This is a genomic window from Mycobacterium sp. 852014-50255_SCH5639931 (assembly GCF_001665605.1).
In the GTDB taxonomy this organism is placed as follows: domain Bacteria; phylum Actinomycetota; class Actinomycetes; order Mycobacteriales; family Mycobacteriaceae; genus Mycobacterium; species Mycobacterium paraffinicum.
Map to the genome: position 1 here is coordinate 46,725 of NZ_LZSV01000021.1, position 11,769 is coordinate 58,493.

The 11,769-nt window shown below is 66.6% G+C and carries 10 protein-coding genes and 1 pseudogene; 4 read left to right on the plus strand and 7 right to left on the minus strand.

The window, feature by feature from the left end; translation table 11 throughout:
• Nucleotides 1-6 precede the first annotated feature (6 nt).
• Complete coding sequence (locus A5758_RS12745; protein ID WP_197503924.1) at nt 7-1,284, minus strand: DUF3068 domain-containing protein; 1,278 nt, start codon at nt 1,282-1,284, stop codon at nt 7-9.
• A 120-nt stretch (nt 1,285-1,404) separates the two neighbouring features.
• Between A5758_RS12745 and A5758_RS12750 the strand changes: the two are divergent.
• Nucleotides 1,405-2,641, plus strand: a pseudogene (locus tag A5758_RS12750) (acyltransferase family protein).
• Here A5758_RS12750 and A5758_RS12755 read toward each other — a convergent pair.
• The 3 genes from A5758_RS12755 to A5758_RS12765 are packed head-to-tail and all read right to left on the minus strand — an operon-like array spanning nt 2,638 to nt 5,622.
• The gene (locus A5758_RS12755) at nt 2,638-3,114 is read right to left on the minus strand and encodes a YbjN domain-containing protein (RefSeq protein WP_067740375.1); all 477 of its coding nucleotides are present in this window, start codon (nt 3,112-3,114) and stop codon (nt 2,638-2,640) included. The pseudogene A5758_RS12750 and the gene A5758_RS12755 overlap by 4 nt on opposite strands.
• 44 nt (nt 3,115-3,158) lie before the next feature.
• Nucleotides 3,159-4,649: an AMP-binding protein gene (locus A5758_RS12760; RefSeq protein WP_067740377.1), complete on the minus strand. Its 1,491-nt coding sequence runs from the start codon at nt 4,647-4,649 to the stop codon at nt 3,159-3,161.
• Nucleotides 4,642-5,622: a phosphotriesterase gene (locus A5758_RS12765; RefSeq protein ID WP_067212054.1), complete on the minus strand. Its 981-nt coding sequence runs from the start codon at nt 5,620-5,622 to the stop codon at nt 4,642-4,644. Before A5758_RS12765 ends, A5758_RS12760 begins: the two co-directional genes overlap by 8 nt.
• A gap of 114 nt (nt 5,623-5,736) precedes the next feature.
• Here A5758_RS12765 and A5758_RS12770 point away from each other — a divergent pair, with 114 nt between their 5' ends.
• Nucleotides 5,737-7,434 carry an acyl-CoA dehydrogenase gene (locus tag A5758_RS12770; RefSeq protein WP_067740379.1) on the plus strand — a complete coding sequence of 566 codons (1,698 nt, stop codon included), beginning with the start codon at nt 5,737-5,739 and terminating at the stop codon, nt 7,432-7,434.
• A gap of 39 nt (nt 7,435-7,473) precedes the next feature.
• On the opposite strand, the gene A5758_RS12775 is transcribed toward A5758_RS12770, so the two are convergent.
• The 3 genes from A5758_RS12775 to A5758_RS12785 form a co-directional block, all read right to left on the minus strand.
• Nucleotides 7,474-8,322 carry an aldo/keto reductase gene (locus tag A5758_RS12775; RefSeq protein ID WP_067740381.1) on the minus strand — a complete coding sequence of 283 codons (849 nt, stop codon included), beginning with the start codon at nt 8,320-8,322 and terminating at the stop codon, nt 7,474-7,476.
• A 108-nt stretch (nt 8,323-8,430) separates the two neighbouring features.
• A complete protein-coding gene (locus A5758_RS12780; RefSeq protein ID WP_067740388.1) occupies nt 8,431-9,078 on the minus strand; it encodes an aquaporin in 648 nt (215 codons plus the stop codon).
• Nucleotides 9,079-9,209: 131 nt separating this feature from the next.
• Complete coding sequence (locus A5758_RS12785; protein ID WP_067740526.1) at nt 9,210-9,806, minus strand: TetR/AcrR family transcriptional regulator; 597 nt, start codon at nt 9,804-9,806, stop codon at nt 9,210-9,212.
• A 291-nt stretch (nt 9,807-10,097) separates the two neighbouring features.
• Between A5758_RS12785 and A5758_RS12790 the strand changes: the two genes are divergently transcribed.
• Nucleotides 10,098-10,790 (plus strand): TetR/AcrR family transcriptional regulator, encoded by a 693-nt coding sequence (locus A5758_RS12790; protein ID WP_067740390.1) that lies wholly within the window; start codon nt 10,098-10,100, stop codon nt 10,788-10,790.
• Complete coding sequence (locus tag A5758_RS12795; RefSeq protein ID WP_067740397.1) at nt 10,787-11,728, plus strand: R2-like ligand-binding oxidase; 942 nt, start codon at nt 10,787-10,789, stop codon at nt 11,726-11,728. Before A5758_RS12790 ends, A5758_RS12795 begins: the two co-directional genes overlap by 4 nt.
• The last annotated feature ends 41 nt before the right edge of the window (nt 11,729-11,769 follow it).

Consider the following 11,769-nt stretch of genomic DNA (forward strand, 5'->3'; position numbering starts at 1 on the left):
GGCGGGCTATTCCCGTTCGGGGGGACTGGCGGGCTCGGGCGGCCCCGACTCGGGCGGCTCATCGGAGCCGAGGGTGGGCGCGTCCGCGCCGGGATCGTCGCGCGAGCCGGGACGTTGCGTGGGCAGCTTCTCGGTCTCGGCCTCGGCGCCGGGCACCGGCTCCTCGAGCCCGGTGCGGCCGAAGAAGTCCTGGTCACTGCGGTCCAGGCCGGGATCGGTCAACGCGCTCTCGGTCCGCAGGCTGAACGAGGCGAGCAGGCCGCCACCGACCAGCGCGATCAAACCGACCGCGGTGAAGGTGATCGGCAGCACCCGCGACCACAGCGACAGCCGGTCGCGCTCGTCGCGGGCGGCGTTGACCTGCGATTCGACGGTGTCCTGGTTGGAGGTGACCTTATAGTCGGCCAGCGTCAGCTCCGGCTTGAGCGGGTCGCGGGCGAAGTAGTGGTTGGCGTGCTCGGTCTCCTTGACGATGGTGCCCGACACGGGGTCCACCCAGAAGGTCCGCTGCGCCGCGTAGTAGCGCGTCATGGTGATCTGCTCGTTCGGATCGCCGCCCTGCACGCCCCACATCGACGCGGAGGTGGTCTGCTTGGCGTCCTCGTTGCCGGCCAACAGCGACGGGTAGGCCACGGGCGCCACCAGCTTGCCGTCGGCGTTGTAGCCGATGTTCTGGGTGAACCTGTAGGTGGTCAGGCCGTTGACGTCTTCTTGGCTGTCGTAGTTGACGTCGAACGGCTTCTGCGCGATCGGATCGAAGTAGGGGTACGTCTTCTTCTCGGTGTGGAAGGGGAACCGGTAGGACAACCCGTCGTGCCTCAGGGGCATCGCGGTGGGCGGGTTCTCGTCGTTGACGGCGCGCGGTTTCTGGACCGAGCCGCCGGCGTGGGTGTCGTCGGAGACGGCCATCGCGGTCTTGCGGTTGAGGGTGACGGTGTCGACGATCGCCAGCAGCAGCCCGCTGTCCTTCTGCTTGTCGGTGCGCCGCACCGACGTTCCGACCTGCAGCGTGACCACGTCGGCGTTGGCGGGCGACTCGACGCTGACCTGCTGCTGGGAGACCAGGGGGACGTTCTGGTTGACGACGACGTGATCGGTCGACAGGGATGCGGAGTCCAGCGCGGTTCCGGTGCCGTCGCTGATGAGCGTGCTGTCGATGTTGAGCGGGACCTTCGTGATCCTGCTGGTGGTGTACGTCGATAACAGCAGCGCGGCGATCAGCAGGGCGGCCCCGAGACCGATGATCCCGCATGCGGCTAACCGCAACATGACTGCTCGGTTCACGTTGCTGTGCCCTCCTAGTGCTCTCTTGCCCCGTCAGCCGCGACCCACCCCGACCTGAGCAAGCACCGAGGCAAACCCGTTTGACCCTAACAGCAGAACGTAAGGCCTCGGCTTACGAACCTGTCGTCGCGCGCGGGTGCTTCGGGTGTACCCATTCGTTCTCCCAACCCATCAGATGCAGACTGTGGGGGTGACCGATGGCCGGCAGGTGGGCGGGACGCGCAGCTTCCTGCCCGCCGTGGAGGGGATGCGCGCCTGCGCGGCCATGGGGGTGGTCGTCACGCACGTCGCTTTCCAGACCGGGCACTCCAGCGGTGTCACCGGCCGGCTCTTCGGCCGCTTCGATCTCGCCGTCGCGGTCTTCTTCGCCTTGTCGGGCTTCCTGTTGTGGCGCGGCCACGCCGCGGCGGCACGCGGCCTGGGACCGCGTCCCCGCACCGGCCACTATCTGCGCTCCCGGGTGGTGCGCATCATGCCCGCCTATGTGGTGGCGGTCGTTGTGATCTTGTCGCTCCTGCCCGACGCGGATCACGCCAGTCCGACCGTGTGGCTGGCCAACCTGACCCTCACCCAGATCTATGTGCCACTCACCCTGACCGGCGGGCTGACCCAGATGTGGAGCCTTTCGGTCGAGGTCAGCTTCTACCTGGCGTTGCCGATTCTGGCGTTGCTGGCCCGGCGGCTGCCGGTCGGCGCGCGGATACCGACGATCGCCGTGCTGGCGGCGCTGAGCTGGGCCTGGGGCTGGGTGCCCATCCATTCCGGATCCGGCACCAACCCGCTCAACTGGCCGCCGGCCTTCTTCTCCTGGTTCGCCGCCGGCATGCTGCTGGCCGAATGGGTCCACAGCCCGGTCGGCCTGTCGCACCGGTGGGCACGCCGGCGGGTGCCCATGGCCGTCGTCGCCGTGCTGGCCTACCTGCTGGCGGCCTCCCCGCTGGCGGGCCCGGAGGGCCTGGTTCCCGGCACGGCCACCCAGTTCGCGGTCAAGACGGCGGCGGGCTCAGTGGTGGCGTTCGCGCTCGTCGCCCCACTGGTCCTGGACCGGGTCGACACCCCTCACCGGCTGCTGGGCAGCACCGGCATGGTGACGCTGGGCCGGTGGTCCTACGGCCTGTTCGTGTGGCACCTGGCCGCGCTGGCCATGGTGTTCCCGGTGCTCGGGACGTTCGCTTTCACCGGCCGCATGCCCGCCGTGCTGGCGCTGACGCTGGTCTTCGGCTGGGCGATCGCCGCGGTCAGCTACGGGCTGGTCGAGTCGCCCTGCCGGGAAGCGTTGCGGCACTGGGAGAGACGCGAGAGGCCGGCCGAAACCGCAGACGCGGTGGACGCCGAGGCGGACGCGATCGCGCCCTAGCCGGTGCGGTCCATCCACTCTTCCAGCGTGTCGGCGGACGGCAGGCAGATCGCGCGCTCGATCTTCTGGAACAGATCGGCCCCGTACTCGACGGTCGATCGGACGAGGTTGCCCAGCGCCTCGAGGTGGATGCCGTCGGTCAGCAGGTAAGCGTTCTCGCCGACCACGCTGACGTGGCTCGGCCGGGCGGTCTCGCGCACAAACGCCTTGGGCCAATGGGTTTCGCGATTCCAGTCGTTGACCAGTTCCATCAGGCGCGCCCGCTCGGTAGCGGGGTAGTGCCCGGCGGGGCTGATCGAGATCTCGAAAACGTCGCGCCGCAAACCGTTGATCCGCAGGTTCACGTGCAGCTTGCCGCGCTCGTAGCTGGGCAGCATCATGAACTCCTCGCCGTCATCGCTGCGGAAGAAGCGCAACTCACGCGATCGCAGGTAACGGTCGATCAACTCCGTGCTCAGCGGTTCGATCTGCATTGCCCGATGATGGGCCCGCCGGCTTGGAGGATTCTTGGGGTGCGTCAGGCCGGCCCGACGGCCTGCAGGCGCTCCATGATCTCGGCGCGCACCGCCGACCGCCGCGCCTTCCCGGCGTCGTCGCGCAGGGGGGCGTCGACGAATTCTACGAAATCCGGGGTGGGCGGCACCTTGTACGCCGCGAGGTGTTCGCGCAGAAATTGCTGCACCCCGGCTGCGTCCAGCCCCGCGTCGTCGGCCGTGTGCACCAGCGCGTAGGGCACCTGCCCCAGATCGCCGGAGTTTGGGTCGGGGACGCCGACCACGAGGCAGGACAACACGTCCGGGTGTGCCGACAACGCGTTCTCGATCTCGGCTGGGTACACGTTGCGGCCGCCGACGGTGAACATGTCCACCCTGCGGTCAGACAGATAGAGAAATCCGTCGGCGTCGAAATAGCCGAGGTCGCCCAACGAGTCCCAGCCGTCGCGGCTCTTCGCCGTCGCGCCGACGTAGCGGTAGGTGGGTGCGCTGCCCGGTGCGGGCCGCATGTAAATCTCGCCCTCCACGCCGGGCGGACACGGGTTGCCGTCGTCGTCGAGCACCTTCATCTCGCCGGCGACCACCACCCCGACCGAGCCGCGGTGGGTCAGCCACTGGTCGCCGGAGATGAAGGTCAGCGCCTGTAATTCGGTGCCGCCGTAGAGTTCCCACACTTTTTCCGGACCCAGCAGATCGATCCACGCCTGCTTGACGGCGGGCGGGCACGGCGCCGCCAGATGCCAGAAGCGGCGGATCGACGACAGGTCGTAGGCACCCGGTTCGGCGTAATAGACCGGCAGCGTCCGCTGCATGATCGTCGGCACCGTCGTCAAAAAGGTGACTTTATGGTCGGTGATCAGCCGAAGGAATTGCTGCGGCTCGAACCGGCTCATCAGCACCAGGTGATGGCGCATCAACAGTGCCATGGTCGCTGCGGTGAATCCGGTGTTGTGCGACAGCGGCACCGGCATCAGCGTGACATCGCCCTCCTGCGCGCCCAAGGGATAGCCGATGGCGGCCGGTATCCGGCTGTCGCCGCCGGATTCGATCAGCTTGGGGCGGCCGGTGCTGCCGCCGGACCCCATCGCCTTCCACACCGGCGAAACCGCCTCCGGCAGCGCCGCGTCCGAACAATCCGGTCCCGGCGTGAAACCGGCTGACACGCTTGGCATTCCGGGATACTCGCGGCCCACTAACAAGGTGGGCGGGCGCAACTCCACCAGGCCCTGCAACTCCGCGTCCGGCAACCGCGCCGACAGCGGCTGCGGCACCGCGCCCAGCTTCCAGCACGCCACCGCGGCCTGGATCCACTCGATCGAGTTGGGCAGCACCATCGTCACGTAGTCGCCGACCCCCACACCGCGCTCGGCGTAGGCGCGGGCCAACCGGTTCGTCGAACGGTCGAGTTCGGCGCGGGTGATGGTCACTCCATCACAGGTGACCGCCGGCTCGTCGGGTGCGAGTTCGGCCAGCGCGGAGATCTGGGTGCCGATCGGCGGGATCGGCTCACTCATATGCGCCCTGCCGCTCGAAGATGCGGCGGGGGTTGTCGACCAGCATGGTGTGCAACTGGTCGTCGGTGACGCCGCGCTCCTTGAGGGCGGGGATGACGTCGTTGTGGATGTGCAGGTAATGCCAATTCGGCGCCATCTGGGGCACCAGGGCTTCGGGAAGCGCGTCGAAATAACAGTTGGCGTCGTGCGAGAGCACCATTTTGTCGGCGTGCCCGCGCTCGCACATCGTGGCCACGATGTTGACCCGGTCCTCGAACGGCAGGATCACGTCGATGCCGAACCGGTCCATGCCGAGGTAGGAGCCGGCGGCGATGAGCTCTTCGAGGTAGCCGACATCGGTGCTGTCGCCGGAGTGACCGATGACCACCCGGCTCAGGTCCACGCCCTCCTCCTCGAAGATGCGTTGCTGCTCGAGCCCGCGGCGCAGCCCGGCGTGGGTGTGCGTGGAGATCGGCACCCCGGTGCGCTTGTGCGCCTGCGCGACCGCGCGCAGCACCCGCTCGACGCCCGGGGTGATGCCGGGTTCGTCGGTTGCACACTTGAGGATGCCCGCCTTGATGCCGGTGTCGGCGATGCCCTGCTCGATGTCGCGGACGAACATCTCGGTCATGATCTCGGGGCCGTCCAGCATCCCTCCGGGGCCCTCGTAATGGAACCGGAACGGCACGTCGTTGTACGTGTAAAGTCCCGTCGCCACAACGATATTCAGCTCGGTGGCCGCCGCGACGCGGGCGATGCGCGGGATGTAGCGGCCCAGCCCGATCACGGTGAGGTCCACGATGGTGTCGACACCGCGGGACTTCAGCTCGTTGAGCCGATCGATGGCATCGGCCACCCGCCGTTCCTCGTCACCCCACGCTTCGGGATAGTTCAGCGCGATCTCGGTGGTCATGATGAACACGTGCTCGTGCATGAGCGTCACGCCGAGGTCGGCGGTATCGATGGGGCCGCGGGCGGTATTGAGTTCTGACACGTGACTGATGCTAGGTCGACCCGGTGGTCGGAGAACAGTGCCGATTTATTCCGGTGCGCCCTAAGGTGCAGTACCGTCACCCTCGTCCCAACCGGAACCCGCGGGAGTCGCGTCATGTTGCTCAATCCCAACCACCTGCAACGCAAATACCCTGACCGGCGCTCGGCGGAGATCATGGCCTCGACGGTGGACTTCTTCGAATCGCGGGGCAAGGCGCGGCTGAAGTCCGACGATCACGAACGGGTGTGGTACTCCGAGTTTTTGGACCACATCGGACGCGAGCGTATCTTCGCGTCCCTGCTGACGCCGTCTCAGTACGGCGCCGACGATTGTCGCTGGGATACCTACCGGATCAGCGAGTTCGCCGAGATCGTGGGCTTCTACGGGCTGAGCTACTGGTACCCCTTCCAGGTCACCGCGCTGGGCTTGGGCCCCATCTGGATGAGCGCCAACGAGGACGCCAAGCGCAAGGCCGCCGCCCAGCTCGAGGCCGGCGAGGTGTTCGCCTTTGGCCTGTCGGAGCAGACCCACGGCGCCGATGTCTACCAGACCGACATGATCCTGACGCCGTCCGAGAACGGCTGGGTCGCCAATGGCGAGAAGTACTACATCGGCAACGCCAACGTGGCGCGGATGGTCTCCACCTTCGGCAAGATCGCCGGCTCAGACGAATACGTGTTCTTCGCCGCCGACTCCCAGCACGATCGGTATGACCTGATCAAAAACGTGGTGAACTCGCAGAACTACGTCGCCAACTATGCGCTGCGCGACTACCCCGTCACCGAGGCCGACATCCTGCACCGCGGTCCCGGGGCCTTCCACGCGGCCCTCAACACGGTCAACGTCTGCAAGTACAACCTGGGCTGGGGCGCGGTCGGCATGTGCACCCACGCCATGTACGAGGCGGTCACCCACGCCTCCAACCGGGTCCTGTACGGAACCGTCGTCACCGACTTCAGCCACGTGCGGCGGCTGCTCACCGACGCCTACCTGCGGCTGGTCGCGATGCGGCTCGTCGCCACCCGCGCCTGCGACTACATGCGCGGCGCCTCGGCGGACGACCGGCGCTACCTGCTGTACAGCCCGCTCACCAAGGCGAAGATCACCAGCGAAGGCGAGCGGGTCGTCATCGCCCTGTGGGACGTGATCGCCGCCAAGGGGGTGGAGAAGGACACCTTCTTCGAGGCCGTCGCCCGCGAGATCGGTTTGCTGCCAAGGCTCGAGGGCACCGTGCACATCAACATCGGCCTGCTCGCCAAGTTCATGCCCAACTTCCTGTTCGCCCCCAACGCCGAGCTGCCGATCATCGGCCGCCGCGACGACGCGGCCGACGACACGTTCCTGTTCGCGCAGGGTCCGACCGGGGGCCTGGGCAAGGTGCGCTTCCACGACTGGCGCGCGCCGTTCGACGGCTTCGGGCACCTGCCCAACGTGGCGTTGCTGCGCAAGCAGATCGACGTGCTCGCCGACATGCTGGCCAGCGCGACCCCCGACGCCGCACAGCAGAAGGACGTCGACTTCGCGTTCGCCGTGGGCCAGTTGTTCGCGACGGTGCCCTACGCGCAGCTCATCCTCGAGGAGGCCGCGCTGTCCGACGTGGACGAGACGCTGATCGATGAGATCTTCGCCGTGCTGGTCCGCGACTTCAACGGCTACGCCGTGGAGCTGAGCGACAAACCCGCGACGACGGACGAGCAGGCCCGCTTCGCGACGCGGATGATCCGCCGCCCCGTCCACGACCCCGCCCGCTACGCCCAGATCTGGAAGGAGCACATCCTTCCCCTCAACGGCGCGTACCGCATGCGGCCATAGTTCGGCGCCGACGCGTGCGTCTACATCTGTGCCGAAACATCAATCGGGGATGTTGTCGAATGTATCGGGGTGGGGACCGGTGCGACCGGGTTCGCCACGGTCGAGGCCGCTGATGGAGTCCATCTGCTCGGTGCTCAGCGTGAAGTCGAAGATATTGAAATTCGCCTCCATCCGCTCGCGGTGGACCGACTTGGGAATCACGACGTTGCCGCTCTGGATGTGCCAACGCAGCACCACCTCCGCGGGTGTTCTGCCATGCGCATCGGCGATGCGGGTGATGAGGTCGTCGTCCAGGACCTTGCCCTTCGCGATTGGCGACCAGGCCTCCGTCGCGATCTGGTGCTGGCGGTTATAGGCATCGACCTGCTGGTTCGTAAAGTAGGGATGCACCTCGATTTGGTTCACTGCGGGCGCGGTGTGCGATCCCTCGGCGAGTCGGCGCAGATGGGCGACCTGGAAGTTCGACACGCCGATGCTGCGTGCCCGGCCGTCCTTGGCGAATTCCTCCAGCACGTTCCACGTGGAGACGAAGTCGCCGTGATAGCGGGTGGGAAGGGGCCAGTGGATCAGGAACAGGTCGACATAATCCGTACCAAGGGCGGTCAATGTGGCGTCGAACGCGCGGCGCGCGTCGTCGGGCCTGTGATGTCCGTTGTTGAGCTTGCTGGTGACAAACACGTCGCCGCGGTCCAGCCCCGCATGCCGGATGCCTTGGCCGACTTCCCTTTCATTGCCGTACATCTGCGCAGTGTCGATGTGGCGGTATCCGACCGCGAGGGCGGTACGCACCGCGGCGGCGGTCTGTTCCGGTGCAATCTGGAACACGCCGAAGCCTAGTTGAGGGATGGTGTTGCCGTCATTGAGCGTGATCGAAGGAATCGAGTTCATCTGCTTGGCCTCCTAGTGATTGATTGCTGTGGTTCTGCGCTGTCGCTCGGACCCCGGCAGGGCGCGAAAACGATTCGCCACGTTGGTATCTCGTCTCATCTTGGTGCCTCACTTATCGGCTGGGTTGAGGGCGCGGAATACGAGGCCGGCCGTCACGCCGCCGACCACTTCCGGGACGAGGTAGATCAGCGTCGACCAGCCGAGCAACCCGCTGGCCGCGCCCCCTAGCAGGACAGCGGGGTTGAACACACCGCCGGAAATGCCACCGACGCTCACGGCACCGACAACGACCGTGAAACCGATGGCCAACCCGTAGAAGGAGTTGTCTGCGTGGTCCTTGCTGGTGGCGACGTTGAGGACGACATAGGCCAGGGCAAAGGTGAACAAGGATTCGACGATGAGCGCACTCGTCATGGCGTCACCGCGCGGCGCGAATGCCCGGGCGGGCGATGCGCTGATGGTCGCGCCGACAACGACTGCAGCGAGCAGGCCGGCCGTGAGTTGGACTATCCAGTACCCAATCGCATCATGGACACCGATCCTGCTGCGGACGAGCGCGGCCATCGTCACCGCCGGGTTGTAGTGGCCTCCAGAGATGTGGCCGCCGGCGTAGACCATGACCATGAGGACTCCGCCAATCGCCAGCGGCGCTAGCGACGTCGCGGCGCGGGCGCTGGCGCCGACGGTGAACATGAGGAAGAACGTCCCGATGAACTCAACAGCAAGCTTGCGAGCCGTCGGACGGAGCCGCGTCATCGAACTCTGCGAGGGCCCGGCGACAAAGCGGGTGGATGTCATGAATGACCCCAATCAGATACTGAACGTTTAGTTCATAAACTAACCGCTGCACCGCCGCTTTTTAACTCCCTGAAGCTATGACCTCGGTCTCAGTGGCCCAGCCCGCGCATCGCTGCGTCGACGATCGCGTCGGCGCCGGCGTCGTCGAGGGGTGCATGGCCCGCGACCAGGCGATACATCACCGGCCCGAAAATTAGATCAATCGCCACCTCGGGGTCGATGTCTGCGCGCAATTCGCCCCGCGCGACACCGCGGTCCCAGATCGCACGAACCAGTTTGCGCCGAGAGCCGACGAGATAGTCGCGCAGTTGCGAGCCGACTTGCGGGTCGAACTGTGCCTCGCCGACGAGTTGGGCATAGGCCCGGCCACTCTCACTGCTGTAGAAGCGGGCCATGCCGCGGAGCGCAAGGCGGAAGTCCTCGTGCGCCGACCCCGTGTCCTGATCGGCTGATTCAATCGCCATTTCCGACAAAAACGCCTCGACGGCAAGCGCGTACTTGTTCGGCCACCACTTATAAATCGTCGCCTTGCTCGCCCCGCTCCGGGCGGCAATCTCCTCGGTAGTCATCGCTCGCAGGCCGACCTCGTGCATGAGCTCCGACGTCGTACGTAGCACCGCAGCTCGGGTCTCCTGGCTGCGGGGGCGGCCTGGGCGGGCCCGGGGCTGATCCACGCGATCCGACACCTTTTCGTCGAGCTGAATTTGATGTTCCAACTATGGACCACCCGCCGGCGGCCGGGCTAAGCCGACGCCAGTTCGTTTCGTGCGCAGCCGCTTGGATCTACCTAACGGCACCATGCCAATGCGGACTGGGAAGGCCCGATGGCGCGCTTCGCAACTTGCTCCAGCGAGCATGTGCTCTGAGCGGCGGCGATCATATTTTGTCCGAGTGCGGTTCGTTGCTGCGGCGTGATACTTGACTGTGACGCGGCTCACCGTAATATGACCAGTGGTCATCGACGCTAGGAGGCCGCATTGCCAACGGTGACTTGGGCGCGGGTCGACCCCGCCCGTCGCGCCGCCATCATCGACGCGGCGGAACAAGAATTCGGGGCGCACGGGTTCTCCCGGGGCAGCCTCAACGTCATCGCGCGGCGGGCCGGCGTCGCGAAGGGCAGCCTGTTCCAGTACTTCGCGGACAAGCGTGACCTGTACGCGTTCATCGCCGACATCGCCAGCCAGCGGGTGCGTGCCTACATGGAAGACCGCATCCGCGAGCTCGACCCGGGCCGGCCCTTCTTCGACTTTCTGACGGACTGGCTCGATGCATGGGTGGCCTACTTCGCCGACCACCCGCACGAACGCGCGCTGCACGCCGCGGCGACCCTCGAGGTCGACACCGAAGCCCGCGTCAGCGTCCAGAACGTCATCCACCGGCACTACCTGGAAGTGATGCGGCCGCTCGTCCGCGACGCGAAGGTGCGCGGCGACCTGCGCGCCGATTCTGACACCGACGCGCTGTTGTCGTTGCTGCTCTTGATCTTTCCGCACCTGGCGCTGGCGCCCTACATGCGGGGTTTGGATCCGATCCTCGGGCTCGACGAACCCTCCCCGGAGCAGCCGGCGCTGGCGGTGCGCCGGCTCGTCGGCGTACTGGCGGCCGCCTTCGCGGCGTCCCCGCGCCCGCCCGTCCACTCAGCCCCACACCAATCCGAGGAGGTCTCATGACACGCACGCATACGAACTCGATGGTTCGAGGGGGACTCAACTGGGACAGCCTGCCGTTGCGGCTGTTCGCCGGCGGCAACGCGAAGTTCTGGGACCCGGCCGACATCGACTTCTCCCGCGACCGCGCCGACTGGGAGCAGCTCTCGGAAGACGAACGTCACTACGCCATCCGGCTGTGCGCGGAATTCATCGCCGGCGAGGAAGCGGTCACCGAGGACATTCAGCCGTTCATGTCCGCGATGCGGGTCGAGGGCCGGCTGGGCGACGAGATGTACCTGACGCAGTTCGCGTTCGAGGAAGCCAAGCACGTCCAGGTGTTCCGCATGTGGCTCGACGCCGTCGGCGTCACCGATGACCTGCACGAGTACCTCGACGACATCCCCACCTACCGGACGATCTTCTACGAGGAATTGCCGGACTGCCTCAACGCCTTGTCGGTCGACCCGTCTCCGGCCGCCCAGGTGCGGGCGTCGGTCACCTATAACCACATGGTCGAAGGCATGCTGGCGCTCACGGGCTACTTCGGCTGGCACAAGATCTGCGTGGAGCGCGGCATCCTGCCCGGCATGCAGGAATTGGTCCGGCGCATCGGCGACGACGAGCGCCGCCACATGGCGTGGGGCACCTTCACCTGCCGCCGCCACGTCGCCGCCGACGACGCCAACTGGGGCGTCTTCGAAACCCGCATGAACGAGCTCATGCCGCTGGGACTGCGCCTCATCGAAGAGGGCTTCTCCCTTTACGACCCGATGCCCTTTGGCCTTTCGGTGGACGAGTTCATGCAGTACGCGTCCGACAAGGGCATGCGGCGCTTCGGCACCATCTCCAGCGCCCGCGGCCGGCCGCTCGAGGAGATCGACCTCGACTACTCGCCGCTGCACCTGGAGGACACCTTCGCCGACGAGGACGAGAAGGCCCTGGCCGCCGCGTCCGCCTGAGCTATCGACCTTGCTGCTGCCGGCCGCCGAGCCGCTCTCGC

What these genes read in the sequence shown, in the direction of transcription:
- A5758_RS12775 (WP_067740381.1), bottom strand. Translation starts at nt 8,322, where the DNA reads ATGAACTCGATTCCTTCGATCACGCTCAATGACGGCAACACCATCCCT.
- A5758_RS12755 (WP_067740375.1), bottom strand. Translation starts at nt 3,114, where the DNA reads ATGCAGATCGAACCGCTGAGCACGGAGTTGATCGACCGTTACCTGCGA.
- A5758_RS12770 (WP_067740379.1), top strand. Translation starts at nt 5,737, where the DNA reads ATGTTGCTCAATCCCAACCACCTGCAACGCAAATACCCTGACCGGCGC.
- A5758_RS12780 (WP_067740388.1), bottom strand. Translation starts at nt 9,078, where the DNA reads ATGACGCGGCTCCGTCCGACGGCTCGCAAGCTTGCTGTTGAGTTCATC.
- A5758_RS12760 (WP_067740377.1), bottom strand. Translation starts at nt 4,649, where the DNA reads ATGAGTGAGCCGATCCCGCCGATCGGCACCCAGATCTCCGCGCTGGCC.
- A5758_RS12795 (WP_067740397.1), top strand. Translation starts at nt 10,787, where the DNA reads ATGACACGCACGCATACGAACTCGATGGTTCGAGGGGGACTCAACTGG.